Source organism: Bradyrhizobium sp. T-1 (genome assembly GCF_053592855.1).
Map to the genome: position 1 here is coordinate 7,086,783 of NZ_CM132115.1, position 25,924 is coordinate 7,112,706.

Below are 25,924 nucleotides of genomic sequence, written 5' to 3' on the forward strand. Positions count from 1 at the left end.
CGATTGATGGCGCACGCTTTGGAACACGAGGCACGCGCGCTGCTCACCGCAAAGGCGGTTCGCGCGCGCGCCGGGCAAATGCTCGACATCGGCCTGCACAACGGGCTCACGCATTTCACCATCGATCTCGATCGGATGGACGGCGTCGCGGAGGCCGTGCTGGCTGTCACGCGAAAAGCCTATCCGACGCTCGATATTCCCTTCCACGCGCGGTGGCGACACTTCGTGTTCGGCGGCGTCGACCGTTGGGCACAGCTGGCCGACGCGGCGTCATGGCCTGATCGTGCGGCACGGGCGCGTGCGGAATTCGACCTTGCCATCGTCAGCGTGCTGCTCGATGCCGGCGCAGGTGCCACGTGGCGCTATCGCGACGCCGCGACGGGACAAGCGATCGGCCGCTCCGAGGGGCTTGCGATCGCAAGCCTCGATATGTTTACCGGCGGACTCTTTTCGCGGGACACGCGCGCACTGTTCAGGGTCGATGCGGATGTACTTACCAAGCTGCCGCTCTCGGCATTGACTTCAGCCTTTCAGGCGAGCGACGCCAATCCGCTGCTCGGCCTGGAGGGACGCACCGATCTGCTTCATCGCCTTGGCAAGCAGGTCGCGTCGCGCGCCGACATTTTCGGCCTGCACGACACGCCACGGCCGGGCGGCCTGTTCGATCATATCGCGGCGCACGCCGTAGGCGGCGCCATCCCGGCCCCCGCGATCCTGTCGGCGGTGCTGAACCAGCTCGGCCCGATCTGGCCGTCGCGGCTCGAACTCGCCGGCGTCCCGCTCGGCGATTGCTGGCGTCATCCAGCGATCAAGGCTGATGATGCGACCGTCGGCCTCGTGCCGCTGCACAAGCTGTCACAATGGCTGAGCTATTCCCTGATCGAGCCGCTCCAGCGCGCAGGCTTCGACGTCACCGATATCGACGGCCTCACCGGGCTTGCGGAATACCGCAATGGCGGCCTGTTCGTCGATCACGAGGTGCTGCGCCTGCGCGACGCCGCGGACGCCGAGCGTGCGCATGCGGTGGATTCGCTGCTCGTCGTCGAATGGCGCGCGCTGACCGTCGCGCTGCTGGATCGTGTTGCCGAACTGGTTCGCGCCAAGCTCGGCCGCACGCCAGAGTCGCTGCCGCTCGCCAGCATCCTGGAAGGCGGCACCTGGGCAGCGGGCCGCGCCATCGCGTTTTCGCGTCGTACCGATGGCTCGCCGCCGCTCAAGGTGATCAGCGACGGCACTGTTTTCTAAACCCTCTCCCCTTGTGGGAGAGGGTGCCTCGCGAAAGCGAGGCGGGTGAGGGGTTCTCTCCGCGGACCCATCTCTCGGTGAAATTCGCGGAGAGAACCCCTCATCCGGCGCGCTTTGGAGTGCAATTGCACTCCAAAGCGCGCCACCTTCTCCCACAAGGGGAGAAGGGAAGAAGCGAGAGCATCCGATCATGGAAGGCGTCACGATCGTCGATCACCCGCTGGTGCAGCACAAGCTGACACTGGTGCGCGACAAGTCCATCTCGACAAAGTCGTTCCGCGAGCTGATCAAGGAGATCGGCATGCTCTTGTGCTACGAGGTGACGCGTGACCTGCCGCTCACTGACACCGTGATCGAAACACCGCTGGCGACGATGCACTCGGCCAAGATCGCGGGCAAGAAGCTGGTGTTCGTGCCGATGCTGCGCGCGGGCACTACCTTCGTCGACGGCATGATGGATCTGGTGCCGACCGCGCGCGTCGCCCATATCGGCCTCTATCGCGAGCCCGAAAGTTTTGCCGCGGTCGAGTACTTCTTCAAGTCGCCGTCCGATCTCGGCGAGCGCCTCGCGATCGTGGTGACGCCCGTCGTCGCAACCGCCAATACGGCGGTGGCTGCAATCGACCGGCTGAAGGAGCGCGGCGCCAAGGACATTCGCCTCGCCTGCCTGATCGCCGCGCCGGAAGGGCTCGAGCGCCTGCGCGGCTTGCATCCGGACGTGCCGATCTGGACCGCGGCGGTGGACGAAGGCCTCGACGACAACGGCTTCATCCTGCCGGGCCTCGGCGATGCCGGCGACCGCGCCTACGGAACGCGATAGCCGCGAAGAAGGTGCGCTCCCTCTCCCGCTTGCGGGAGAGGGTTGGGGAGAGGGTGTCTCCGCAACGGGACAAACCCCAAGAGGAAAGAACCCTCACCCGCCACGCGCGGGACGATGCTTCGCATCGCCCGGGGCGTGTCGGCCTCTCCCGCAAGCGGGAGAGGCTGAACCGAACCCGCGGCCAATAGATTCGACTTACAGCTGCAGCCTTCAAATCTTCCCGCTGCCGCAGACACCCTTCAGCGCCTGCCATTCGGTGTTCGTCAACAGCGGCGGGCCGGAGGCGGGACGGTCTTCCTTCGTCATACGGGCGAGCCGGTCCTCGGTGAGCGGATGGCTTGCCAGGATCGTCGCGAAGCTCGAGCCACCCTCCTTGCCGGTGATGCGGAACATCAACTCAGCCGCAGGCTTCGGCGAGCGGCCGAGCGCATGCATGGTCTCGATCGCAAAGGTATCGGCGGCGGTTTCAGCCTCGCGCGAATAGGAGGCTTCGACCACGCTGCGCGAAGCGAAGATCACCGCGGACGAGCCGGTGACGTCGCCGAACAACAGGCCGATCAGGAACGAGGTGCCGCCGTTGTAGATCAGGCCGCGCATGTTGTCGTGATGCCTGAGGTGGCCGAGCTCGTGAGCGAGAATGCCGGCGAGTTCGTCCGGACTTTCTGCCTTGTCGAGCAGGCCACTCAGCACGAAGACCTTGCCGCCCGGCAGCGCGAACGCATTCGGCACCGAGGTTCGGAGCACGCCGGCGGTCATGGCATCGTCATCGAGGCCGGCGGCGTCGCGCAGGCGGTTGACGAGCTTGCCGAACGCCGCCTGACCGGCCGGGTCGTTGCAGGAGCCACCGCGGAAGATCGTTTTCACCTGCACCTCGGACGCATCGCCAATGCGCCGCTCGATCGGCTTCGGCACCAGCGGCGCGAGGCGATCGGCGGCCAACGGCACGCCGAACAGCACGACGCAGACGATGGAGACGGCCGCCGCAACCGACCAGCCGACAATCTTCGCAATGCCGCGGCGGGTGGTCTGATGCTCGTCGAGACGAAGACATCTTGCGACGAGATCGACCGAGAAAGCCGCATCGCGGATCTCGAGCCGCGCCAGTGGCGGCGCGGACCTCGCGGTGAGGCGCAGAATGCCGGCAGGACTGTCGGCCCGCCGAATTTCATCATAGGCCCAGCGCGTGACGGTGGGGCCAGCCTGCCCATCGCTCAGCTCGGCGATCTCGAGTGCGTCGCCGAGCGTCAGCACGACCTGCCGCCGGCGGCTCGACAGGCCATCGAAGAAGATCGCCGGCTGTCCGGGTTTCGTCCCGAGGTCGGGCTCGGCCGTCACATCACTCACATCTAGAATCCCGCGACATCGAGTCCATCGGCAAAGCCTTCGCCGAGCGCGCTGGCAAGCTCGCCACTGGCGCGGACGTCGGACGCTGCGCCAATATTATGCACTTCGACGGTTTCCAGCACCTTGGCCCAGAGATCGCGCTGGAGATAGACCCGCATGATGATGTTCATGGCGAGCGCCAGCGCGAAATAACCGATCACCATCATCACCAGCATCGGGATGCTCTTGGCTGCGTGGCCTGGCCCGAATACTTGCTCGGCCGGCACGCCACTCACCTTGACGACGAGCAAGGTGGCGCCGCCGATATAGAGGCCGAACAGGGTCGTGAGCAGCACCCACCAGCCGACCATCTTCCAGTAAAGGCCGTAGAAGGCATTGTGCGGCAGGTCCGAGGACAGGCTGACGTCGCCGATGCGGATGCCGTTCAACCACCAGCGCCATTCGCGCGCCTTGAACTCGGCATAGAAGAACGGCGCAAGCGGGATGATGATCATCGCGATCGGGCTCAGCAGCCACAGCCACCAGCCACGCTTGAAGAACTCCCAGCCGTTGCCTTCGAAGTCGCCTTGCAGATCGCCGAAATGCGTATGCTGCATCTTGTAGCGCTCCAGCGACGCCTCGCGCCATGGCAGCGCCAGGCCGAGCGTCAGGAACACCAGGAGGCCCCACAGCATCGCGCGGAACGAATAGGCCCAGCCCGAGCCGTCCATCCAGAACCTGACGCCGCGCCAGACCGTGCGCGTCAGCCGGTAACGCCGTGCGCGAAAGATCGCGAACTGGCCGAAGGCATAGAAGGAGATGAACAGCGGCATCGAGGCAAAGCCTTGCCAGCGCTCGAACTCGATGCCGACGAGGAAATAGGCGAGATAGATCGGCACCAGGATCGCGAGCGCGAACAGGAAGCCGACCAACAGCTCCTTGGCCCGGCCGGTATATTCAGCGGCATCGCCGTCGACCGCGGTGTTCGACCACAAATGGCGACGAATGTCGGTAACGAGCCAGAAGCGGTAGAAGCCGAAAGTGACAAGCTCCAGCATGGCCCCCTTGGTGACCATTTTGCGGAACTCGGTGCGGTTGCCGGTGAAGTCGACCCGCATCGGCGGCAGCGGCGGCGGGACCGGTTCGGAGCCCGCGGGGGCCCATTGCATGTCGTTCACGGCGGCAACCTCGGGATGCGGATAAGATCCGCTCAAACTATAGATCAGAGATTAGTCGATCCCCAAGATGGGCGGGTTCGATTTACCTCGGTTTCGAGCGAATTATCGCGTGATTTCATCGGCTGAGGCGTGCTTGAGATCACGTTGGTGAAGTCCCGCAGCCCGGATTTCGCTTTGCTCCATCCGGGCTGCGCACCTCGCTTGCGGCAAAACTGCCGCTTGCTCCGAAGCGCGTAACGCGTTGTAATTGCGCTTCAAATACCGCAGCGCAGAATTCAATGAGAACGCGCGGTTCATGCCAGGGAGAGCGGTCATGCACGGGACCATCGAGAGCGCCGCAAACATCGACGCACTGCGCGAGCGCGCTGCGTCACTGCCGCTGGCACAATATGATCCCGGCGATCCCGAATTGTTCAGGACCGATACGTTCTGGCCCTATTTCGATCGCCTGCGTCGCGAAGATCCCGTGCACTATTGCAAGGATTCGATGTTCGGGCCGTACTGGTCGGTAACGCGCTACAACGACATCATGGAGATCGAGACCAATCATTCGGTGTTCTCCTCGGCCTCCTCGCTCGGCGGCATCACCATCCGCGACATCGATCCCGATTTGCGCCGCGAGAGCTTCATCGCGATGGACCCGCCGCGGCATGCCGCGCAGCGCAAGACCGTGGCCCCGATGTTCACGCCGACGCATCTGGACAATCTCGCGCTCAACATCCGCAAGCGCTCGGCCGAGTGCCTGGACAATCTGCCGCGCGGCGAAGTGTTCGACTGGGTCGACCAGGTTTCGATCGAGCTAACCACACAGATGCTCGCGGTGCTGTTCGACTTCCCCTGGGAGGACCGCCGCAAGCTGACGCGCTGGTCGGACATCGCGACCACCATCCCGGGTCCCGACGGCCTCGTCGCGACCGAAGACGAGCGTCAGGCCGAGCTTGCGGAATGCGCAGGCTATTTCGCGCGGCTGTGGAAGGAGCGCATCGCGCAGCCGCCGAAGAGCGACCTGCTTTCGATGATGGCCCATGGGGCCGCAACCCGCGACATGGATGCCAAGAACTTCCTGGGCAATCTCGTCCTTTTGATCGTCGGCGGCAACGACACCACCCGCAACACCATGTCGGGCTCGCTTCTCGCGCTGAGCCAGTATCCGGATCAGTACCGCAAGCTGCGCGAAAACCCCGCGCTGCTCGACAGCTTCGTGCCGGAGGTGATCCGCTGGCAGACGCCGCTGGCGCATATGCGCCGCACCGCGCTTGCCGATTTCGAGTTCCGCGGCAAGCACATCAAGAAAGGTGACAAGGTCGTGATGTGGTACGTCTCGGGCAACCGCGACGAGGAGGCGATCGAGAAGCCCTACGATTTCGTTATCGACCGCGCCCGCCCACGCACGCATCTGTCGTTCGGCTTCGGCATTCACCGCTGCGTCGGATTGCGGCTTGCCGAACTCCAGCTCAAGATTATCTGGGAGGAGATCCTGAAGCGGTTCGACCATATCGACGTGGTCGGCGAGCCGAAGCGGGTGTATTCGAGTTTCGTAAAGGGTCTTGAAACCTTACCGGTCAAGATTGCGGCGTAAAGCAACGCCCCACGGGAGCCACCACCATGAACATTCAAACGCCGGTCAGAGTGGACAAGGCCGAACGCATGCGCCGCGCCCGCGAGGAGGCTTATGCGACGCCGCTGGCGCAATTCCACCCGGGCGCTCCGAGGCTGTTCCAGGACGACACCTTGTGGCCGTGGTTCGAGCGGCTGCGCAAGGAAGAGCCGGTGCATTACTGCACCAATGCGCCGATCGAGCCGTACTGGTCGGTGGTGAAATACAACGACATCATGCATGTCGACACCAATCACGGCCTGTTCTCCTCGGACTCGACGCTCGGCGGCATCTCGATCCGCGACGTGCCGGAGGGCTACGACTGGCCAAGCTTCATCGCGATGGACCAGCCCAAGCATTCGTCGCAGCGTAAGACCGTGTCGCCGATGTTCACGCCGACACATCTGGACGAGCTCGCAAAGCTGATCCGCCAGCGCTCGCAGACCGTGCTCGACAATCTGCCGCGCAACGAGACCTTCAACTTCGTCGAACGCGTCTCGATCGAGTTGACGACGCAGATGCTGGCGACCCTGTTCGACTTCCCCTGGGAAGAGCGGCGCAAGCTGACGCGCTGGTCCGACGTCTCCACCGCGCTGCCGAAGAGCGGCATCGTCGAATCCGCCGAGCAGCGCCGCCGCGAGATGGACGAGTGCTACGCCTACATGTCGAAGCTGTGGAACGAGCGCGTCAACTCGGCGCCGCGCAACGATTTGCTGTCGCTGATGGCCCACAATGCCGCGACGCGCTTCATGGATCCCGACAACCTGATGGGCAACATCATCCTGCTCATCGTCGGCGGCAACGACACCACGCGCAACACCATGACCGGCTCGGTGCTGGCGCTGAACGAGAACCCCGAGCAGTACGACAAGCTCCGCGCCAACCCAGGACTGATCGACACCATGGTGCCGGAGGTGATCCGCTGGCAGACGCCGCTCGCGCATATGCGGCGCACGGCGCTCCAGGATACCGAGATCGGCGGCAAGCACATCAGGAAGGGCGATCGCGTCGTGATGTGGTACGTCTCCGGCAACCGCGACGAGGAGATGATCGAGAAGCCGAACGAGTTCATCATCGACCGCACCCGGCCGCGCACCCATCTCTCGTTCGGCTTCGGCATCCACCGCTGCGTCGGCATGCGGCTTGCCGAATTGCAGCTCCGGATCGTCTGGGAGGAGATGCTGAAGCGCTTCGACCGGATCGAGGTCGTCGGCGAACCGAAGCGGATCTATTCGAGCTTCATCAAGGGATATGAGTCGCTGCCGGTGCGGATACCGGGGTAGCCCATTTCAGGCGAGGTCCACTTCTGGGATAGCTCCTAGGCAACTGCCTCGTGGCAAGCCGCCTCGTCAATCTCCGCTGTCATGCCCCGCCTTGTGCGCAATTGCGCACTGGGGCGGGCATCCAGTACGCCGCAGTCTCTCGGTTCCAGCCGCGCCGCCTCTGGAATACTGGATCGCCCGCATAAGGCGGGCGATGACAGCGGCGTATGGGGCAGCCAGCTATAGAATTTCGGCATGACAGCTCGCGCCAGATGCGAAGACAACGCGGCGCCTGACTGTTCTACGACAGCAGCGCATCTAACTCAATTTGATGTCCCACACGCCTTCCTTGCGGCAGGCGGCGACCTCCTCGCGCAACAGCGCGGTGACGGCCAGCGAGGCCGTCGAGGCCGGGCGGTCGATCGGAGAGGCGAAAATGAGCTCGCGCGTCATAGGCTTGGAGACGGCAGCGGTTTCCAGCCGCCCGTCCGCGACCTCGCCGTGCACCGATGACGGCGGCAACAACGCGAAGCCGAGCCCTTCCTCGACCAGGCTCGTCAACACGCGAAACGAATCCGCCTCCAGCTGGACGTTGAGCTTGATCTTGCGCTGGGCGGCGGCGTGCTCGATCAGCGCACGGAGACCGTGCGAATGACTGGGCAGCACCAGCCGCTGCCGCAGCAGCCAGCCGACATCGATGCTCCTCTTGCGCGCGAGCCCGCAGCCGCGCGGGCCGACCGCGACGATGTTGTCGCGACCGAGGCTCTCGACGTTGAGATGCAGATCGGCCGAGCGGCCGTAGAGGATAGCAAGGTCCATCTCGCCGCGATGCAGCCATTCGACGAGATGGCCGCTGTAGCTTTCGACAATGCGCAGCGAGATGCCGGGAAACTTTTCGACGCAGCGCCGCGCAAAGCGCGCCGACAACACGCAGCTCACGGTCGGAACCAGGCCGAGCACGACCTGGCCGGACGGCGGTCCCTTGGCCGACTGGATGTCGTCGCGGATCTGGTCGATCTGCCGCACGATGCCGGAGGTGCGCGCCAGCAGAAGCCGGCCCGCTTCGGTCAGCACCATGCCGCGGCCGTTGCGCGTGAACAGTTCCGTGCGCAGCTCGTGCTCCAGCAGCTTGATCTGCCGGGACAGTGCCGGCTGCGCTACGCGCAAGGTGTCGGACGCCTTGCTCAGGCTGCCGAGCTCCGCCACGCAACTGAAGGTCCTGAGCTGCCGGAAATCCATGCTTGCCAATCCTGGAAGGCTACTCCATACGCTATAGCAAATGAGCATAGGGGGCTGGCGATGTTTTCACAACGCCAGAGGATCGGCCGGCGTTATCTTAACTGCCGCTAGACACGAGAAACGCCATGAGTGAAGACCACCACAGCGACGATCACGCCGACATCCGCGAAGCCGTCGCAAAACTCTGCGCGCAGTTCCCCGGCGAATATTGGCGCAAGCTCGATCGCGAGATGGCCTACCCGAAGGCCTTCGTCGACGCGCTGACGCAGGCGGGCTATCTCTCGGTGCTGATCCCCGAGGAATATGGCGGAGCGGGCCTGAAGCTCTCGGCCGCAGCCGCGATCTTGGAGGAGATCCAGCGCGCGGGCTGCAACGGCGGCGGCTGCCATGCCCAGATGTACACGATGGGCACCGTGCTGCGACACGGCAGTGCCGAGCAGAAGGCAAAATACCTGCCGAAGATCGCGAGCGGCGAATTGCGGCTGCAGGCGTTCGGCGTCACCGAGCCGACCAGCGGCACCGATACCTCCTCGCTGAAGACCTTTGCGCGCAAGGAAGGCAACGACGGCTACATCGTCAACGGCCAGAAGATCTGGACCAGCCGCGCCGAACATTCCGATTTGATGGTGCTTCTGGCGCGCACCACGCCGAAGGAGCAGGCCAAGAAGCGCACCGATGGTCTCTCCGTGTTCATCGTCGACATGCGCGAGGCCAAGAACAACGGCCTCGAGATCCGCCCGATCCGCACCATGATGAACCATGCCACCACCGAAGTGTTCTTTACCGACATGAAGGTGCCGGCGGAGAATCTGATCGGCGAGGAAGGCAAGGGTTTTCGCTACATCCTCTCCGGCATGAACGCCGAGCGCATCCTGATCGCCGCCGAATGCATCGGCGACGCCAAATGGTTCATCGCCAAGGCGACCAACTACGCCAAGGAGCGCAGCGTTTTCGGCCGGCCGATCGGCCAAAATCAAGGCATTCAGTTCCCGATCGCCAAGGCCTACGCCTCGATGCGCGCCGCCGAGCTGATGGTGAAGGAAGCGACGCGCAAATACGAGGCCGGGCTCGACTGCGGCGCCGAGGCCAACATGGCCAAGATGCTGGCGGCCGATGCGTCCTGGGAAGCGGCGAACGCCTGCATCCAGACCCACGGCGGCTTCGGCTTCGCCGAGGAGTACGACGTCGAGCGCAAGTTCCGCGAGACGCGGCTGTATCAAGTCGCGCCGATCTCGACCAACCTCGTGCTCTCCTTCGTCGCCGAGCATGTGCTCGGCATGCCCCGCTCATACTGAGGCAGATATCATGGGAGCACTTGACGGGATCAGGGTGATAGCGGTCGAGCAGGCGGTGGCGGCGCCGTTCTGCTCGTCGCGGCTGGCGGACGCCGGCGCGGAAGTCATCAAGATCGAGCGGCCCGAGGGCGATTTCGCGCGTGGCTATGACGCGGCGGCCAAGGGTCAGAGCAGCTACTTTGTCTGGCTCAACCGCGGCAAGCAATCCGCCGTCGTCGACCTCGCCACCAAGGAGGGGCGCGCGGAGCTGGAAAGACTGATCGCGAGCGCCGACGTGCTGGTGCAGAACCTCAAGCCGGGCTCGATGGACAAGCTCGGTTTTTCGCGCGAGCGGCTGCTGAAGGATTACCCAAAGCTGATCTCGTGCACGATCACCGGCTATGGCGACGAAGGCCCCTACGCGCATCGCAAGGCCTATGATCTGCTGATCCAGGCCGAGAGCGGCCTCGCCTCGATTACCGGCAATCCCGACGGCGCCTCGCGCGTCGGCATGTCGATCGTCGATGTGGCGACCGGCGCCACCGCGCATGCGGCGATCCTGGAGGCGCTGATCGCGCGCGGGCGCACCGGCAAGGGCGCCGACATCCGCATCTCCATGTTCGACGTGATGGCGGACTGGTGCACCGTGCCGCTGCTCAACGCCGAGGCCGGCAATCCGCCGAAGCGGATGGGGCTGCGTCATCCCTCGATCGCGCCCTATGGCGTATTCAGCTCGAAGGACGGCAAGGACATCCTGATCTCGATCCAGAGTGAGCGCGAGTGGAAGACGCTCTGCGCCGAGGTGCTGGACCGGCCCGATCTACCGGCCGATCCCCGCGTTGCCAACATGGTGGAGCGCGTGCGCAATCGCGATTTCACCGACAAGACGGTGGCGGATATTTTCGGCAGGATGACGCGCGACGAGCTGCTGAAGCGGCTGTCGGATGCCGATATCGCCTTCGCCGAGGTCAACACCATGAGCGACCTCACCAACCATCCGCACCTGCGCCGCATCGAGGTGGATACGCCGAACGGCCGCGTCAGCTATCCGGCGCCGGCGCCGATCATTGTCGGCGAGACCCGCAGCTATGGGGCCGTCCCGGCCATCGGCCAAAATCCGAAGAAGTAAGAAGAGCGAGGCGCCATGACCGGAAAGCTCGACATCGATCATCTGCGGCAATGGATCGGCCGCAGCGAAGAGGCGACCGACATCGTCACCGCACAGCTCGTCAAGGGCCTGCGCGCGACGCTGTTCCAGGAGGTCGGCACGCCCCGGGCGGGGGACGCTGCGCCGTTCACGGTGCATTGGTGCCTGGCGCAGCCGGTGTTTTCGATGTCGATGCTTGGGCCCGACGGCCACCCCACCCGCGGCGGCTTTCTGCCGCCGGTGCCGCTGCCGCGCCGGATGTGGGCCGGCGGCGAGATCGAGTTTTTGCAGCCTTTGCGCGTCGGTGATGAATCGACGCGGACGTCGCGCATTGCCGATGTACAGGTGAAGACGGGCTCGACCGGCCCGCTGTGCTTCGTCTCGGTCGAGCACAGCATCTCCTCGCCGCGCGGTGTTGCCGTCCGCGAGCGGCAGGACATCGTCTACCGCGAGATGACGAGCAGCGCGCCGGCTGGCGGCAAGGCCCCGCCTCCGCCGCCGAAGGCCCAGCACCGCGAAACCCATGTCTCAGATTCCGTGCTGCTGTTTCGCTACTCCGCGCTGACCTTCAACGGCCACCGCATCCATTACGACCGCGATTACGTCACCAAGGTCGAGGGTTATCCGGGCCTGATCTTCCACGGCCCGCTGCAGGCGGCGCTCATCATCGAGATGGCGGCCAAACTGCGCGACGGCAAGGCGCCGAAGAAGTTCATCTATCGCGGCGTGCAGCCGCTGTTCGAGGGCAGCGAGTTTTCCATCAACGCCAATGAGACCGCTGATGGCATAGAGCTGTGGACCGCGAATGCGGAAGGACAGCCGACGATGAAGGGGACGGCGGTGTGGTAATCTCGTCATTCCGGCGCGGTCCGCAGGACCGAACTCTGGTGCGCAATTGCGCACCAGAGAATCTCGAGATTCCGGGTTCGCTTCGCGCCCCGGAATGACGACCCAATAACAAGCACCCAGGGGACGGAAACCAATGGCCAAGAACGGCAAGACCGGCAGCAAGTCCGTCACCGTCAAGCAGGCGACGCTCGACCTGCTGCGCGCCTTCGGCATCGACAGGGTATTCGGCAATCCCGGCTCGACCGAGCTTCCGTTCCTGAGCGACTGGCCCGGCGACATCGACTACGTGCTGGCGCTGCAGGAAGCCTCCGCCGTCGGCATGGCCGACGGTTATGCGCAGGCGACGCGCAATGCCGGCTTCGTCAATCTGCATTCGGCGGCCGGCGTCGGCAACGCGCTCGGCAACATCTACACCGCACATCGCAACCAGACCCCGCTGGTGATCACCGCGGGCCAGCAGGCGCGCTCGATCCTGCCGCTGCAGGCATTCCTTTATGCCGAGCGCGCGTCGGAGTTTCCGCGGCCCTACGTGAAGTACAGCGTCGAGCCGGCCCGCCCTGAGGATGTGCCGGCGGCAATCGCGCGGGCCTATTACACCGCGATGCAGCCGCCGTGCGGGCCGACCTTCGTGTCGATTCCGATCGACGACTGGGCTCATGCCTGCGCGCCGGTCGAGGCGCGCAAGGTCAGCCGCGAGATCGGCCCCGAGCCTGACGCGATGAAGGCGCTGGTTGCCGCCCTCGGCTCGGCAAAGCACCCTGCCCTCGTCGTCGGCCCCGGAATTGATCGCGCCGGCGCTGTGGACCTGATGGTGCGCGTGGCCGAAAAGGCCAAGGCGAGTGTCTGGGTCAGCCCGTTCTCGGCGCGCTGCTCGTTCCCCGAGCGGCATCCGCAATTCGCAGGGTTCCTGCATGCCTCGCCGGCACAGCTCTCCGACGCGCTGCGTGAGCACGACCTCATCGTCGTCATCGGCGCACCCGTGTTCACTTTCCATGTCGAAGGCCATGCCGCGATCTTTGACGGCGGCGCGACGATCTTCCAGATCACCGACGATGCGGATGCCGCCGCGGTGACGCCGGTCGGCACCAGCATCATCGCGACCATGAAGCCCGCGTTGAGCCTGCTGCTCGACATGCTCCCGGAGAGCAGGCGCGCCGCGCCAAAGGGCCGCACGCTGCCCCCCGCACCGCAAGCGGCCGATCCACTGCCGGTCGAATTCCTGCTGCATTCGCTGTCGCAGGCGATGCCGGATGGCTCCTCGCTGGTCGAGGAAGTGCCCTCGCACCGGCCGGCGATGCAAAAATTCCTGCCGATGCGCGGCCAAGACAGTTTCTACACCATGGCGAGCGGCGGCCTCGGCTACTCGCTACCGGCTGCCGTCGGCATGGCGCTCGGCAAGCCGAACAGCCGCACCGTTTGCCTGATCGGCGACGGCTCGGCGATGTATTCGATCCAGGCACTATGGACCGCCGCACAGCGCAAGCTGCCGCTGACCATCGTCGTCATCAACAATTCCGGCTACGGCGCGATGCGCTCGTTCAGCCAGGTGATGCAGGTGCGCAACGTGCCGGGGCTGGAGCTTCCGGGGATCGATTTCGTGCGGCTGGCCGAAGGCATGGGATGTCATGCGGTGCGGGTGAGCAAGGCGGCGGACCTGGGCGAGGCGCTGAAGCGCGGGATGACGTTCAAGGGGACGAGCCTGGTGGAGGTCGTCGTGGATTCGGCGGTGCCGGTGCTGTACGGGCAGAAGCATTAGCGGCGCTACGCCAATCCACATCGTCGTCCTGGCGAAGGCCGGGACGACAGCGAGTGCTTGACATGAGCGGCGCCAAATCACGCCGCCAGAAATCCCCCGTCCGCCGCCAGCACGTGGCCAACCACATACGACGACGCATCCGACGATAGCCAAACGACGGCTTCCGCCACCTCCTCCGGCGTGCCCATGCGCCGCAGCGGCAGGCCGGCGCCCACGGTTGCGACATCGCCGACGCCGGCGCTCAGCATCATATCGGTGACGACGCGGCCCGGCGCGATGGCGTTGATGCGGATACCGCGCGGAGCATTCTCCATCGCCACCGAGCGCGTCAGCGAGATCGCGGCGGCCTTCGAAGCCGAATACAGCGAGAAACCGGGATTGGGATTGCGCACGCCGCTGACGGAGGCGTTGACCACGATGCTGCCGCGTCCCTGCGCCAGCATTGCCGGCAATTGATGGCGGAGGCACAAAAACAGCGCACGGACATTGGTGTCGAACACGCTGTCGTAGATGTCGGTGCCCTGCTGTTCCAGCGGTGCGCGGCGCTCCTGGAAGCCGGCGTTGTTGAAGGCGACGTCGAGCCGGCCGCAACGCTCGACGGCGGCGCGCACCAGACGTTCGACGTCGTCCTCGTGCGTAATGTCGGTCTTGACCGCGATCGCGGTCGCACCGATCTCGCGGCAGGCAGCCGCGGCGGTTTCGATCTCGGCCTCGCGGCGGCCCGCAACAATCACCGCCTCGGCGCCCTCGGCCGCCATCCGCAGCGCAGTCGCGCGGCCGATACCGCTGCCGCCGCCCGTGACGAGGCAGACCTTGCCTCTCATCCGCATCCCGGTTGGCAAAGCTCCGCTCATGGCCGACTCCAAAACGCTTGCGTGCGCCGTTGCGCGCATATAGTTGTATGATACAACTATATGCCGGGAGTCAAGATGTGACCGAACGTGCGCTGGTCGACGACATCCGCGCCGCCTCGCGGCTGATGGTTCGCGAGCTTGGCTTCATGGATTCGACGGTGGCTGCATCGGACTATCCGCCGTCGGCCGTGCATACGATTCTGGAGATCGGCATCCGCGGCCCGCTGACGTCAGGCGAGCTCGGCAATTTCTTGCGGCTGGAGAAATCCAGCGTCAGCCGCCTGGTGCGCAAGCTGATCGATTGCGGCGAGCTCAGGGAAACGCCGGATGAGCTTGATGCCCGCAGCAAGCTGCTGTCGCTGACGGCGAAGGGCCGGCGCACGCTGGAAGCGCTGCACGCATTCGGCCGGCAGCAGGTGCGCGGCGCGCTTGCGACGCTGACCGAGGCAGAGCAGCAGACGGTGCGCGAGGGGATGATGCTTTATGCGCGGGCGCTCAGGCAGAGCCGGGTGGAGGATGGGGTGGAGACCGCGTAGCCACCAGCGTCGTCCCGGCGAAGGCCGAGGCGACGGCAAGCGTTTGGCGCAAGCGGTGCGTCAAAGACACCCTCCCCTACTTCCCGAACTCCTCCCGCATCTTGGCCTGGATCTTGGCCATGCCGCCAATCCAGCGGTCGTAATTCTCGGTCTTCTTGCGCATATAGCCGAGCACCTGGGGGTGCGGCAGGATCAGGAAGCTCTCCTGCTCGAGGCCGGCGAGCACGTCCTTCGCGACCTGCTCGGGCGTGAGATCACCATCGCCCGATTGCGGACCCTTGGGGATCGAGCGCAGCATATTGGTGTCGACGCCCTGCGGGCAGAGGATCGAGACCTTGATGTTGTCAACCTTGTGCGAGATCGCGAGATTTTCGGCAAAGCCCACCGCCGCATGCTTGGTGGTGGAATAAGCGGGGCTGCCGACCTGCGACAGCAGGCCTGCGGCCGAGATGGTGTTGAGGAAATAGCCGCCGCCGCGCGCCTTCATGCGGGGAACGAGATGCCGCGCCGCGTAGACATGCGCCATGACGTGGATCGCCCAGCTGCGCTGCCAGGGCTCGTCGGAGGCGCCGCCGGCATTCACCGACATCGGGTCGAAGCCGCCACCGATGCCGGCATTGGAGCAGAACAGACCGATCGGCCCAAACTGCCGCTCGGTCTCCTCGACAACGTGCGAAATTTCTTTTTCCTGCGCGACGTCGCATTTGAAGGCCGCGCCGTCCACCGTCGCCGCGACCGCCCTTGCGTTGGCGGCGTCCATGTCCGCGACCACGACCTTGGCGGCTCCCGCCTTGTGAAAGGCCTCGCACAGCGCCTTGCCGATGCCGTTTGCGCCGCCCGTGACGACCACGACCTTGCCGGTCACCTGCATGCGACGTCTCCTCTTGTCTTATGCCGCGCGCAGCTTATGCCGCTGCGCGGAACCCGCTCAGCTCAACACGAGGTCGAGCACCGCGGTATAATGGCATGCCGCGCCGGCCAAGACAAAGCCGTGCCAGATCGCATTCTGGAAGCGCAGCCGCCGCCAGGCGTGAAAGATCACGCCAAAGCTGTAGAGCAAGCCGCCCGCAAGGATGAAGCCTAGCACCAGCGCCGGCAGCGCCCTGACCACGGCATCGTAGAGCATCACGCCGCTCCAGCCCATCGCGAGGTAGATGCCGACCGAGACGCGATCAAACCGGCCGGGGCAGCAAAGTTTCAACACGATGCCGAGGATCGCCACGCACCAGACGCCGGCGAGGAGCACCATCGCGAACACGCTGTCCCTCACCTCCAGGATGAACGGCGTGTAGGTCGCGGCGATCAGCAGGTAGATCGCGGAATGGTCGAAGCGGCGCAACAGCCATTTGGCGGGCGAGACCGGCCAGAGATTGTAGGTCGCCGACAGCACCAGCATCGACAGCAGCCCGGCGACGTAGATCGAGACGCCGACGACATTGGTCGTATCAGCATAGATCGCCGTCAGCACCACCAGCACGGTCGCGGCGACGATGCCGGCGAGCACGCCGACCGCATGGATGATCCCATCGGCGATCAGCTCGGCGCGATCATAGTGCCAGCCGACCACATCGGCCGCGGCATGAACGGAATTGGAGGCGAGCTGTTTCAGTTGGAAGACGGTCATGGCAATCCGCAAAGGCTGAGGCAATGCCCTCTTGTATGGGTCTTTCGGGACCGGCGCGTCGTTCAATCGGCTGATTTGCCGGAAAAGGCGGTGGAAGTATGAAGCTTGATTTTCCTCACGCAATTGCCACTTTTGTGAACGGCTTCACCGTTCCGCCCGCCCCGAGATCAATCACGTTCATATGGCATTCAGCTTTCAGGATATCGTCGAGGAGGCGCGGCTTTCGGCACGGGCGCTGATCGACTATGGCGAGCACTTCTTCAATCCGACCGTGCGGCTTGGCGTCACCGGCCTGTCGCGGGCCGGTAAGACCGTATTCATCACCGCGCTGATCCACGGTCTGACACGCGGCGGCCGGTTTCCGGTGTTCGAGGCCTATGCCTCCGGCCGGATCGCGCGAGCGCATCTGGCGCCGCAGCCGGACGATGCCGTGCCGCGCTTCTCCTATGAAAGCCATCTGCGCGCGCTGATCGAGGAGCGGCACTGGCCGAGCTCGACGGTCGACATCAGCGAGCTGCGCCTCGTCATCGACTATCAGCGCCCGAACGGTGCCGACCGCACCCTCACGCTCGACATCGTCGACTATCCCGGTGAATGGCTGCTCGACCTGCCGCTGCTCCAGAAGAGTTTTGAGCAATGGTCGGCCGAGAGCCTGGCGCTATCGCGCGAAACGCCGCGCGCGCATCTGGCCGCGGACTGGCACGCGCATCTCGCCACGCTCAAGCCCGAGGCACGCGAGGACGAGCAAGCAACGCTGACAGCCGCAAGGCTGTTCACCAGCTATTTGCGCGCCTGCCGTGACGAACGGTTTGCCATGAGCCTCCTGCCGCCCGGCCGCTTCCTGATGCCCGGCAGTCTCGCCGACACACCGGCACTGACCTTCGCCCCGCTCGACGCGCCCATAGGCGCGCAGGCACCCGAAGGATCGCTGTGGGCGATGATGGTGCGCCGCTTTGAGGCCTACAAGGACGTCGTGGTGCGGCCGTTCTTTCGGGATCATTTTGCCCGGCTCGATCGCCAGATCGTGCTGGCCGATGCGCTCTCCGCGTTCAATTCGGGCCCCGAAGCGCTGCACGATCTCGAAGCCGCGCTCGCCGGCATTCTCGATTGCTTCCGCATCGGCCGCAGCACACTCCTTTCTAGCCTGTTCAGGCCGCGTATCGATCGCATTCTGTTCGCGGCGACGAAAGCCGACCATCTGCATCATTCCAGCCACGACCGGCTCGAGGCCGTGCTGCGCCGCGCGGTCACCCGTGCCATGACGCGCGCGGAAGATACCGGTGCGGAGATCGACGTCGTCGCGCTCGCCGCCGTCCGCGCCACGCGCGAGGCACAGGTCGCGCATGGCCGCGACAAATTGCCATCGATCCTGGGCACGCCGGCCGCGGGCGAAAGCGCCAACGGCGAGTTCTTTGACGGCAATACGGAGGTCGCGACGTTTCCCGGCGACCTGCCGCTCGATCCCGAACCGCTGTTCAACGGCAGGGATGCGTTCCGCGGATTGTCGACACAAGCCGCAGAGAAGAGCGACTTCCGCTTCCTGCGTTTCCGTCCGCCCAAGCTCGAACGCGAAGGGACGAACGAGCCGGCGCTGCCTCACATCCGCCTCGACCGCGCCTTGCAGTTCCTGATCGGAGACAAGCTCGCATGAACGACCGATCGAAGCCACGGCGGCCGGCGACATTCCGGCTCGACGATCCCGGTGTCGTCGTCAGCGACGCCGACGAGACCAGCCGGCTCGGCCGCACCACCATTCAGATCACGCCGGAGCCAGATCCGGCGACGTTGCCGGTACCGATTGAAGCCGCGCTTCCGGCACGGCGAGGGTTTCCGTGGGGCGCACTGTTCTGGTCCGGCGTCGCCGGCCTGACGCTGCTCGGCACCGGGCTCGGCGTGGTCCGCCTGATCGAAGACCTGTTCGCGCGCAGCGAGAGCCTCGGCTTCGTCGGGCTTGCGCTTGCCCTCGTCACCACGCTTGCGCTCGCGGTGGTGATCGGGCGCGAGGCGTTCGGCCTCGCACGCCTTGCCACGATCGAGAAGCTGCATCGGCGTGCCGCCGAGGTGCTGGCCAGCGACGATCGCAAGGAGAGCCGCGCCATCGTGCAGGATCTGGTCGCCATCGCGCACCAGAACCCGCAGCTCGCGCGCGCCCGCGCCGCGCTGGAAAGCCACGCCGGCGAGATCATCGACGGCGCCGACATGATCCGCCTTGCCGAGCGCGAATTGATGTCACCGCTGGATGCGGAAGCGCGGCGGCTGGTGTCGTCGGCCGCGCAGCGGGTCTCGATCGTCACGGCGGTGTCGCCCCGCGCGCTGTTCGACGTGCTGTTCGTGTTCGTGGCCTCGCTGCGCCTGATCCGCCAGCTCGCCCGGCTCTATGGTGGCCGGCCCGGCGCCCTCGGCATGATCCGCCTGCTCCGCCACGTCATCGCCCATCTTGCCATCACCGGTGGCCTCGCCGCGAGCGACAGTCTGGTGCAACAGATGCTCGGGCACGGGATTGCGGCAAAGCTGTCGCAGCGGTTGGGCGAAGGCATGCTCAACGGGCTGTTGACGGCGCGGCTTGGCTTAGCGGCGATCGACGTCACGCGGCCACTGCCGTTCGCCGCCCTGCCGCCGCCGAAGCTGTCGGATCTCGCGACTGATCTGCTGCGGAGGAAAGAGGACGAGGAGTAGGGTTCCCTTCGCCTCTCCCCGCTTGCGGGGAGATGGAGAAGAGGGCCAGCACCCGCCACTGGAACAGCGGCGAGTCCTTTTGCGGCGAAAGCTCCGGGGTCCATCCGGTGAGTTTGTCGATCGTGTAGGTATCGATCAGGACGCCGCGCCAGCGGCGTCCGACTTGTCCCAATGGCGCGCGCGTCGCAGGGATCGAATCCCACAGAGACGAGCGATCGTCGGGCTGACGGCCGACATAGATTCCCGCCTGCCCCTTGATCCGGTCCATGCCGGGATCGCGGAAATCCTGGAAGCGGCCGCGCTCATTGATCTCGACCACGGGGACGCGGCCGCGGAACAGCCAGCGCATCATGGCGTAGGTGCGGTAATCCGTGGTCGCGATCCAGGTCGCGCCGGTCTCATCCAGCGCAGCCTGTGTGCGCGCGACGACCTGCTCGTAGCCAGCCTCGGCGCCGATCGGATCCATCTTACCGAGGAAATTCCAGGGCGCAGCGACGTAGTAGAGGAAGACGATCACGACGAAGGCGATGCCGGAGATCAGCGCCGTGTTCACCCAGAAGGTGCTCGAGCGGATCATCCGCGCCGACCAGCCGTCCCGAGATATCATCACGAGGTTCACTGCGGCGGCAGCAAAGCCGACCGGCCACATGAACATCGGCCAAGTGTCGCCGACCCGGAGCGCCAATGATTTGAAGAAGAAATAGAAGAACGGCACCAGCACCGCCGTCGACAGCAGGATCGCCACCGGTTCGCGCCTGCGGTAGCCGCGCCACGCCGTCACGACCAGCCCCAGCAGCACCACCGGCAGCAGGACGAAACCGACGAGGCCGAATTGCAGACCGATGAAGTCGCCGACGGTCCGCAGTGAGATGCCGTAATTGGCGGTGGCGCGCACGCCCTGGAAACGGAAGGAGGCCCAATCGTGCTGCGCGTTCCAGATCAGCACCGGCGAGAACACGGCGATCGCGATCAGCACAGCGACATAAGGATAAGGACTGCGCAGCCAGCGCCAACGCCAATCCGGCACCAGCAAAAAGGCGGCAACCGCAGGCGCGAACATGATCGCGGTGAATTTCGACAGCAGCGACAGGCCCGCGAACAGGCCGGCCGCGAGCCACCAGCGGCCATCGCCGCTCTGTGCAAGCCGCACCAGCGACCACATCATCGCCATTGCAAACGGGATCATGGCGACGTCGGGCGCGACCTTGGCCATCAACAGGCCGTAATAGAGCGCGGCCTCCGGCATCAGCACCGCCACCACCATCGCGCGCACATCATGCGTGAGGCGGCGAACAATGTCGGCGAGCAGAAGCTGCGTCACCAGCATCGCGACGATGCCGCCGAAACGGACGCCGAGCACGGTGTCGCCGAAAATCGCGGTGCCGAAACGGATGAGCCAGGCGATGCCCGGCGGATGATCGAGGAAGCTCAATGCTCCCTCCTTCGACCAGGTCCAGTAATAGGCCTCGTCGGTGCGCAGCTCGATCGCACAGGCATAGACGATGCGCAGCCCCGTCATTGCGGCGATCACCAGCCCGGCCACGACAAGCGGCCGGCGCGAGGCACTGTTGGGCTTCACGGTGATGTCGGGAGCGATCGTCACGGCCGCGCTTTTCCCCGACTTGGGAGGGGGAGTCAATGTCGGCACCGTCGTCCCGGGCAAGCGAAGCGCGACCCGGGACCCAGCACAGGCAGGCGTGTGGACACGAACCGGTCACTCCGAGTCTTCGCCAAACCGCTCCCTATGGTTATGGATCCCGGATCTGCGCGCGCTAAGGCGCGCTTGTCCGGAATGACAGCGGAGGGCTGGACGCTATGGTGGGCACGCGTCGCTTTGCCCGTCCTACGATACTTACCGTTACGTAACCTTGTCGGTTATGTGATCCATCTGGCCTCTCGCCCGCGGAATTTAACTCTCCGCTGGCTGTTCTCCTCAGTGAACTGATACAACCGAATCATGGCCACGACCGCTCTTTCACGATTGCCCGAACTCATCCGCTCGACCAGCGCGCGGCAGGTGCGGCTGGTCTGCGGCGTCATCATGTTCTCTTACGTGGTCAGCCATTTCCTCAATCACGCGCTCGGCAATATCTCGGTCGATGCGATGCAGATCGGGGTCTACTACCACACCTCGTTCTGGCAGTTCCTCCCGGTGGCGATCGTGTTCTACACCGCCGCCCTCACCCATATGGGGCTCGGTGTGTATGCGCTGTACCAGCGGCGCCAGTTCCGCTGGCGCACGATCGAGCCGCTTCAGCTGGTGCTGGGACTGAGCATCCCGGCGCTGGTGATGGCGCATGTGATCGGCATTCGGCTAGGGCAGGTGCTTTACGGGCACGAAAAACTCTATCCGCAGGAGCTCTATCTGTTCTTCGTCGTGGCGCCGGGCCGGCTCTGGACCATGACGATCCTGCTGATCGTCGCCTGGGTGCATGGCTGCATCGGCATCTATTTCTGGCTCCGGCTGAAACCGTTCTTCGTCCGCGCGGCGCCGTACCTGCTGGCCGCCGCGGTCCTGATCCCGACGCTGGCGCTGCTCGGCATCTACCAGGGTGGCCGCAGTGTCGCCGCCGATAGCGAGGACGGCGAGTGGCGACCGCACAATTACACGCAGCGCGAGGTCGGCACGTTCGCACAGGCCAATACGCTTGACCGCATCACGGGCGGTTTGACCATCAGCTATATCGGACTGCTAGGGCTGGCGCTGTTCGCGCGCGGCGTGCGCGGCTGGCGCGAGCGGCGCGGCGGCATGATCGCGCTGTCCTATGGCAACGGCAAGACGGTGCGCGTGCCCAAGGGCCTCTCCGTGCTGGAAGCGAGCCTGCGCCACAACGTGCCGCATGCCAGCGTCTGTGGCGGCCGCGCCCGCTGCTCGACCTGCCGCATCCGCATCATCGGGGACCACGGCACCTTGCCCGAGCCGTCGCAGCGCGAGGCCTTCGTGCTGGCCCGCGTCGGCACCGCAGATCCCTCGATCCGCCTCGCCTGCCAGCTGCGGCCGGACTGCGACCTCTCCTTCTTCCAGCTGTTCATGCCGCAAATGCTGTCGGCAAATGCACAAGGGTCCTCGCCGGCCAGAATCGGCCAGGAGCGCTATCTCGTCAGCCTGTTCGTGGACATGCGCGGCTCGACACAACTCGCCGAGAAGCGGCTGCCGTTCGACACCGTCTTCATCGTCAATCGATTCCTTGGCGCGGTGTCGCAGGCCGTGATCGAGAATGGCGGCCAGCCGAACCAGTTCGTCGGCGACGGCATGCTGGCACTGTTTGGCCTCACCACCGATCCGCAAACCGCCTGCCGGCAGGCGCTGAAGGCAGTGGCCGGCATTGCGACCCATGTGGACGAGCTCAACGAGCTCCTGAGCCACGACCTGCGCCAGCCGATTCGCTTCGGCATCGGCGTCCATGGCGGCGAGGTCATCATCGGCGACATCGGCTATCGCGATCACATCGTCTTCACCGCGCTCGGCGATGCCGTGAATGTCGCAGCCCGCCTCCAGGACATGACCAAGACGCTGGCCTGCGAGGCCATCGTTTCCGAGGAGGTCCGCCGCACCGCCGGCCTTCATGAGGATGCCCTGCCGAAGCAGGAGGTCGCGATCCGCGGCCGCGACGAGCCGATGGTGGTGCGCGTCGTGACCGACACGAGGACATTGTCTGCTCTCATCGCCGGCGGCGAGCGCGTCGCGGCGTAAGCAGCAGCCACGCGCAAGGTGCGCTCCCTCTCCCGCTTGCGGGAGAGGGTGTCTCCTCGATGGGACAATCCCCCAGAGGTGAAAGCCCCCTCCCGGCCTCTCCCGCAAGCGGGAGAGGTGAAGAAAGAATCATCTCACGCAACACCGGCCTGTTGCAGCGCAACGGCATGGGGTTGCTGCGAAAGCACGAATTGACTTCATCCAAATGGTTGAGACAGATGGCGCAGGTGTCGCGGTGATGGCCGCGCGCCAACGAAAAGCTCCGGGAGGAGACCACATGTTCGATCGACGCGACCTGCTCAAAGGAGCGGGCTTTGCCGCGCTTGCGGCCACACTGAATTCCACCAAGGCGCTAGCACTCGACACCGTTACGCTGCCCTTCGGCAACGGCGAACGGCCGCTGGTGAAATATCCGCAGAAGCGGCCGATGATCGGGCTCACCAGCCGGCCGCCGCAGCTGGAGACGCCGTTTGCAATCTTCAACGACGGTCCGATCACGCCGAACAACGCCTTCTTCGTGCGCTATCACCTCGCCGATCTCCCCTACAACCTCGATCCCGACAAGTTCACGCTCGAGGTCAAGGGCAAGGTCGACAAGCAGCTGAAGCTGTCCCTGAAGGACATCAGGAAGATGAAGGCGACCGAGATCGTCGCCGTCACGCAGTGTTCCGGCAACAGCCGTGGCTTCTTCGAGCCGCGCGTCGCCGGCGGTCAGCTCGCCAATGGCGCGATGGGGAATGCGCGCTGGCGCGGCGTGCCGCTGAAAACCGTGCTCGACATGGCGGGCGTACAGGCCGGTGCCAAGCAGGTCGTATTCGGCGGCATGGATGGGCCGGTGAGCGACAAGACGCCCGACTTCGCCAAGGCGCTCGACCTCGCTCACGCCACCGACGGCGAAGTAATGCTGGCCTATGGCATGAACGGTGAGGATTTGCCGTTCCTCAACGGCTTCCCGCTGCGCCTGGTCGTGCCCGGCTATTACGGCACCTACTGGGTGAAGCACCTCAACGAGATCACCGTCGTCGACAGCGTCTATGACGGCTTCTGGATGAAGTCGGCCTATCGCATTCCGGATACGCCGGACAATTCGGTCGAGCCCGGCACAGCGCCGAAGGCGACGATCCCGATCAACCGCTTCACCATCCGCTCCTTCATCACCAGCGTGAATGATGGTGCAAAACTGAAGGCCGGCCGCACGACGCTGCGCGGCATCGCCTTCGACGGCGGCAAGGGCATCAAGGACGTGTCGGTTTCCACCGATGGCGGCAAGACCTGGGCCTCCGCCAAGCTCGGCAAGGATCTCGGCAACTACTCGTTCCGCGAATGGAAGCTGCCGGTGAAGCTTGCGGCAGGTCAGCTCGAGCTCAAGGTGCGTGCCACCAGCAATTCCGGCGAGACGCAGCCGGAGACGCCGCGCTGGAACCCGGCGGGTTATTTGCGCAACGTCGTCGAAACCGTCCGCGTCAGCGTGGCCTGAGGGAGAATGATCATGCAGCGCACCGTTCTCCTTGCCACCACGCTTGCTGTCGCCGCAATGGTGGGGTCGGCCCTTGCCGCGCCGGTCGATTACAAGACGCCGGATGAGGTCGCAGCCTTCAAGCCTGGGCCCAATTTCGAGGCGGTCCAGGGCAATTGCACCGCCTGCCACTCGTCCGATTATATCGCCACGCAGCCGCCAATGAAGGACAAGAAGGGGTTCTGGCAGGCCGAGGTGACCAAGATGATCAAGGTCTATGGCGCGCCGATCAACGACGCCGACGTCGGCAAGATCGTCGACTACCTGGCCGCGACTTATTGACGGCGCGCCGGCCAATTGACCGCGAAACGGGCAAAACCGGCAAAAACGCCGCGAAGTTGAGCGAATTTCGGTAAAATGCGGATGTGGTTTGATCTACCAAGCCCGCCACATTCCGCGTATCCTGTTAGGACCGAACCGGCCGGTTGGCGGGGACTGGCGGTTCGAGATCTCGGAGGAAGACCCGCGGAGAAGTCGTGATGGCTAAAGGTACGGTCAAGTGGTTCAACCCGACCAAGGGTTATGGATTTATCCAGCCTGCGTCGGGCGGCAAGGATGTGTTCGTGCATATCTCGGCGGTGCAGAAAGCCGGCCTGTCCTCGCTCAACGAGGGACAGACGGTTGAATATGAAGAGATCGCAAACCGGGGCAAGACGTCCGCAGAGAACCTCAAAGTATAAGCCCGTCAGCCTTTGCTGCCTCCCGGACTTGCTCCGGGAGTGAGGCCAAAAAAATTTAGAAGACGATCAGTGCATTCGACGACAGGCGTTGCGATTGCGCATGGAAGGCTATTTGCCTGAAAAGATCGTCAATCAACGCCGCAGCAATGACAATCGCGACCGCATTTGGTCAGCCCACCGGCAACGGTGCGTCGCGCTTGATCTCCTCCATCACCGCATAGGTGCGCGTCTCGCGCACACCCGGCATCGACAGCAAGGTCTCGCCGAGGAAGCGCCGATAGGCGGTCATGTCCGCCAGCCGCGCCTTCACCAGATAGTCGAAGCCTCCTGCAACCATGTGACACTCGAGCACTTCGGGCGCGAGCTTCACTGCGCGCGCAAAGCGCTCGAAATTATCCGGCGTGGTCTTGTCGAGCAGAACCTCGACGAACACCAGCAGACCGAGGCCAAGCCGGTGCGGATTGAGCCGCGCGCCATAGCCCTCGACAAACCCTTCGCGTTGCAGCCGCTTCAGCCGCTCGCCGATCGAGGTCGGCGACAGGCCGATGCGCTCTGCGAGCTCGACATTGGCGATTCGTCCATCCTCCTGGAGGATCGAGAGGATTTTCCGGTCAGTTCGGTCGAGTTCCATATTTCATGCGGCTATAATGGTTA

At 64.8% G+C, this 25,924-nt stretch carries 23 protein-coding genes; 15 read left to right on the top strand and 8 right to left on the bottom strand.

All coding sequences use genetic code 11. The features are described 5' to 3' along the window. The first annotated feature begins 6 nt into the window (after positions 1-6). On the top strand, positions 7-1,245 hold the full coding sequence (locus ACWAT4_RS33820; protein ID WP_449729129.1) for a URC4/urg3 family protein: 1,239 nt from the start codon (positions 7-9) through the stop codon (positions 1,243-1,245). Positions 1,246-1,435: 190 nt separating this feature from the next. Next, complete coding sequence (upp, locus tag ACWAT4_RS33825; RefSeq protein WP_212300052.1) at positions 1,436-2,065, top strand: uracil phosphoribosyltransferase; 630 nt, start codon at positions 1,436-1,438, stop codon at positions 2,063-2,065. A gap of 210 nt (positions 2,066-2,275) precedes the next feature. On the opposite strand, the gene ACWAT4_RS33830 is transcribed toward upp, so the two are convergent. Together ACWAT4_RS33830 and ACWAT4_RS33835 are read right to left on the bottom strand one after the other, a co-directional pair. Further along, a complete protein-coding gene (locus tag ACWAT4_RS33830) occupies positions 2,276-3,409 on the bottom strand; it encodes a M48 family metallopeptidase (protein ID WP_449729130.1) in 1,134 nt (377 codons plus the stop codon). Between the two features lie 2 nt (positions 3,410-3,411). After that, entirely contained in the window at positions 3,412-4,557 is a 1,146-nt protein-coding gene (locus ACWAT4_RS33835) for a YjgN family protein (protein ID WP_212300298.1), read from the bottom strand. A 322-nt stretch (positions 4,558-4,879) separates the two neighbouring features. On the opposite strand from ACWAT4_RS33835, the gene ACWAT4_RS33840 reads away from it, so the two are divergent. After that, on the top strand, positions 4,880-6,145 hold the full coding sequence (locus ACWAT4_RS33840; RefSeq protein WP_212428404.1) for a cytochrome P450: 1,266 nt from the start codon (positions 4,880-4,882) through the stop codon (positions 6,143-6,145). A 26-nt stretch (positions 6,146-6,171) separates the two neighbouring features. Then, complete coding sequence (locus ACWAT4_RS33845; RefSeq protein WP_449729131.1) at positions 6,172-7,446, top strand: cytochrome P450; 1,275 nt, start codon at positions 6,172-6,174, stop codon at positions 7,444-7,446. A gap of 297 nt (positions 7,447-7,743) precedes the next feature. Here ACWAT4_RS33845 and ACWAT4_RS33850 read toward each other — a convergent pair whose 3' ends face one another. Then, positions 7,744-8,664: a LysR family transcriptional regulator gene (locus ACWAT4_RS33850; protein ID WP_212300056.1), complete on the bottom strand. Its 921-nt coding sequence runs from the start codon at positions 8,662-8,664 to the stop codon at positions 7,744-7,746. A 125-nt stretch (positions 8,665-8,789) separates the two neighbouring features. Here ACWAT4_RS33850 and ACWAT4_RS33855 point away from each other — a divergent pair, with 125 nt between their 5' ends. From ACWAT4_RS33855 to mdlC, 4 genes are all read left to right on the top strand, one after another. After that, positions 8,790-9,959, top strand: a complete 1,170-nt coding sequence (locus tag ACWAT4_RS33855; RefSeq protein ID WP_449729132.1) for an acyl-CoA dehydrogenase family protein — start codon at positions 8,790-8,792, stop codon at positions 9,957-9,959. Positions 9,960-9,969: 10 nt separating this feature from the next. After that, positions 9,970-11,067 (top strand): CaiB/BaiF CoA transferase family protein, encoded by a 1,098-nt coding sequence (locus ACWAT4_RS33860; RefSeq protein ID WP_212300058.1) that lies wholly within the window; start codon positions 9,970-9,972, stop codon positions 11,065-11,067. 15 nt (positions 11,068-11,082) lie between these two features. Then, on the top strand, positions 11,083-11,934 hold the full coding sequence (locus ACWAT4_RS33865) for an HTD2 family dehydratase (protein ID WP_449729133.1): 852 nt from the start codon (positions 11,083-11,085) through the stop codon (positions 11,932-11,934). Positions 11,935-12,067: 133 nt separating this feature from the next. Beyond that, a complete protein-coding gene (mdlC, locus tag ACWAT4_RS33870; RefSeq protein WP_449729134.1) occupies positions 12,068-13,690 on the top strand; it encodes a benzoylformate decarboxylase in 1,623 nt (540 codons plus the stop codon). Between the two features lie 77 nt (positions 13,691-13,767). Here the strand turns inward: mdlC and ACWAT4_RS33875 are convergent, their stop codons facing one another. Then, positions 13,768-14,544 (bottom strand): SDR family NAD(P)-dependent oxidoreductase, encoded by a 777-nt coding sequence (locus ACWAT4_RS33875; protein ID WP_212300061.1) that lies wholly within the window; start codon positions 14,542-14,544, stop codon positions 13,768-13,770. 77 nt (positions 14,545-14,621) lie between these two features. Here ACWAT4_RS33875 and ACWAT4_RS33880 point away from each other — a divergent pair, with 77 nt between their 5' ends. Further along, on the top strand, positions 14,622-15,080 hold the full coding sequence (locus ACWAT4_RS33880) for a MarR family winged helix-turn-helix transcriptional regulator (RefSeq protein WP_449729135.1): 459 nt from the start codon (positions 14,622-14,624) through the stop codon (positions 15,078-15,080). A gap of 76 nt (positions 15,081-15,156) precedes the next feature. On the opposite strand, the gene ACWAT4_RS33885 is transcribed toward ACWAT4_RS33880, so the two are convergent. Both ACWAT4_RS33885 and trhA read right to left on the bottom strand, forming a co-directional pair. Then, complete coding sequence (locus tag ACWAT4_RS33885) at positions 15,157-15,951, bottom strand: SDR family oxidoreductase (protein ID WP_212300063.1); 795 nt, start codon at positions 15,949-15,951, stop codon at positions 15,157-15,159. 57 nt (positions 15,952-16,008) lie between these two features. Then, entirely contained in the window at positions 16,009-16,704 is a 696-nt protein-coding gene (trhA, locus tag ACWAT4_RS33890) for a PAQR family membrane homeostasis protein TrhA (RefSeq protein ID WP_212300064.1), read from the bottom strand. Between the two features lie 181 nt (positions 16,705-16,885). On the opposite strand from trhA, the gene ACWAT4_RS33895 reads away from it, so the two are divergent. Together ACWAT4_RS33895 and ACWAT4_RS33900 are read left to right on the top strand one after the other, a co-directional pair. Then, positions 16,886-18,355 carry a YcjX family GTP-binding protein gene (locus tag ACWAT4_RS33895; protein WP_449729136.1) on the top strand — a complete coding sequence of 490 codons (1,470 nt, stop codon included), beginning with the start codon at positions 16,886-16,888 and terminating at the stop codon, positions 18,353-18,355. Then, the gene (locus ACWAT4_RS33900; protein ID WP_212428411.1) at positions 18,352-19,380 is read left to right on the top strand and encodes a YcjF family protein; all 1,029 of its coding nucleotides are present in this window, start codon (positions 18,352-18,354) and stop codon (positions 19,378-19,380) included. The genes ACWAT4_RS33895 and ACWAT4_RS33900 overlap by 4 nt, the downstream gene beginning before the upstream one ends. Here ACWAT4_RS33900 and ACWAT4_RS33905 read toward each other — a convergent pair. Then, the gene (locus ACWAT4_RS33905) at positions 19,289-20,899 is read right to left on the bottom strand and encodes a glycosyltransferase family 39 protein (RefSeq protein ID WP_449731301.1); all 1,611 of its coding nucleotides are present in this window, start codon (positions 20,897-20,899) and stop codon (positions 19,289-19,291) included. The genes ACWAT4_RS33900 and ACWAT4_RS33905 overlap by 92 nt on opposite strands. Before the next feature lie 438 nt (positions 20,900-21,337). On the opposite strand from ACWAT4_RS33905, the gene ACWAT4_RS33910 reads away from it, so the two are divergent. From ACWAT4_RS33910 to ACWAT4_RS33925, 4 genes are all read left to right on the top strand, one after another. Beyond that, positions 21,338-23,074, top strand: coding sequence for an adenylate/guanylate cyclase domain-containing protein (locus ACWAT4_RS33910; RefSeq protein WP_212300067.1), 1,737 nt, complete (start codon positions 21,338-21,340; stop codon positions 23,072-23,074). Between the two features lie 277 nt (positions 23,075-23,351). Continuing rightward, complete coding sequence (gene sorA, locus ACWAT4_RS33915; RefSeq protein ID WP_449729137.1) at positions 23,352-24,551, top strand: SorA family sulfite dehydrogenase catalytic subunit; 1,200 nt, start codon at positions 23,352-23,354, stop codon at positions 24,549-24,551. Positions 24,552-24,563: 12 nt separating this feature from the next. Then, positions 24,564-24,872 carry a SorB family sulfite dehydrogenase c-type cytochrome subunit gene (gene sorB / locus ACWAT4_RS33920; RefSeq protein ID WP_212300069.1) on the top strand — a complete coding sequence of 103 codons (309 nt, stop codon included), beginning with the start codon at positions 24,564-24,566 and terminating at the stop codon, positions 24,870-24,872. A 197-nt stretch (positions 24,873-25,069) separates the two neighbouring features. After that, entirely contained in the window at positions 25,070-25,270 is a 201-nt protein-coding gene (locus ACWAT4_RS33925) for a cold-shock protein (RefSeq protein ID WP_008134691.1), read from the top strand. A gap of 169 nt (positions 25,271-25,439) precedes the next feature. Here the strand turns inward: ACWAT4_RS33925 and ACWAT4_RS33930 are convergent, their stop codons facing one another. Then, a complete protein-coding gene (locus ACWAT4_RS33930) occupies positions 25,440-25,901 on the bottom strand; it encodes an Lrp/AsnC ligand binding domain-containing protein (RefSeq protein ID WP_025032087.1) in 462 nt (153 codons plus the stop codon). Between the last annotated feature and the right edge of the window lie 23 nt (positions 25,902-25,924).

Bases quoted from the DNA above. Each gene is read 5' to 3' on its own strand.
- ACWAT4_RS33820 (WP_449729129.1), top strand. From the start codon at position 7: ATGGCGCACGCTTTGGAACACGAGGCACGCGCGCTGCTCACCGCAAAG.
- upp (WP_212300052.1), top strand. From the start codon at position 1,436: ATGGAAGGCGTCACGATCGTCGATCACCCGCTGGTGCAGCACAAGCTG.
- ACWAT4_RS33835 (WP_212300298.1), bottom strand. From the start codon at position 4,557: ATGCAATGGGCCCCCGCGGGCTCCGAACCGGTCCCGCCGCCGCTGCCG.
- ACWAT4_RS33840 (WP_212428404.1), top strand. From the start codon at position 4,880: ATGCACGGGACCATCGAGAGCGCCGCAAACATCGACGCACTGCGCGAG.
- ACWAT4_RS33845 (WP_449729131.1), top strand. From the start codon at position 6,172: ATGAACATTCAAACGCCGGTCAGAGTGGACAAGGCCGAACGCATGCGC.
- ACWAT4_RS33850 (WP_212300056.1), bottom strand. From the start codon at position 8,664: ATGGATTTCCGGCAGCTCAGGACCTTCAGTTGCGTGGCGGAGCTCGGC.
- ACWAT4_RS33855 (WP_449729132.1), top strand. From the start codon at position 8,790: ATGAGTGAAGACCACCACAGCGACGATCACGCCGACATCCGCGAAGCC.
- ACWAT4_RS33860 (WP_212300058.1), top strand. From the start codon at position 9,970: ATGGGAGCACTTGACGGGATCAGGGTGATAGCGGTCGAGCAGGCGGTG.
- ACWAT4_RS33865 (WP_449729133.1), top strand. From the start codon at position 11,083: ATGACCGGAAAGCTCGACATCGATCATCTGCGGCAATGGATCGGCCGC.
- mdlC (WP_449729134.1), top strand. From the start codon at position 12,068: ATGGCCAAGAACGGCAAGACCGGCAGCAAGTCCGTCACCGTCAAGCAG.
- ACWAT4_RS33875 (WP_212300061.1), bottom strand. From the start codon at position 14,544: ATGAGCGGAGCTTTGCCAACCGGGATGCGGATGAGAGGCAAGGTCTGC.
- ACWAT4_RS33885 (WP_212300063.1), bottom strand. From the start codon at position 15,951: ATGCAGGTGACCGGCAAGGTCGTGGTCGTCACGGGCGGCGCAAACGGC.
- trhA (WP_212300064.1), bottom strand. From the start codon at position 16,704: ATGACCGTCTTCCAACTGAAACAGCTCGCCTCCAATTCCGTTCATGCC.
- ACWAT4_RS33895 (WP_449729136.1), top strand. From the start codon at position 16,886: ATGGCATTCAGCTTTCAGGATATCGTCGAGGAGGCGCGGCTTTCGGCA.
- ACWAT4_RS33900 (WP_212428411.1), top strand. From the start codon at position 18,352: ATGAACGACCGATCGAAGCCACGGCGGCCGGCGACATTCCGGCTCGAC.
- ACWAT4_RS33905 (WP_449731301.1), bottom strand. From the start codon at position 20,899: ATGACGGGGCTGCGCATCGTCTATGCCTGTGCGATCGAGCTGCGCACC.
- ACWAT4_RS33910 (WP_212300067.1), top strand. From the start codon at position 21,338: ATGGCCACGACCGCTCTTTCACGATTGCCCGAACTCATCCGCTCGACC.
- sorA (WP_449729137.1), top strand. From the start codon at position 23,352: ATGTTCGATCGACGCGACCTGCTCAAAGGAGCGGGCTTTGCCGCGCTT.
- sorB (WP_212300069.1), top strand. From the start codon at position 24,564: ATGCAGCGCACCGTTCTCCTTGCCACCACGCTTGCTGTCGCCGCAATG.
- ACWAT4_RS33925 (WP_008134691.1), top strand. From the start codon at position 25,070: ATGGCTAAAGGTACGGTCAAGTGGTTCAACCCGACCAAGGGTTATGGA.
- ACWAT4_RS33930 (WP_025032087.1), bottom strand. From the start codon at position 25,901: ATGGAACTCGACCGAACTGACCGGAAAATCCTCTCGATCCTCCAGGAG.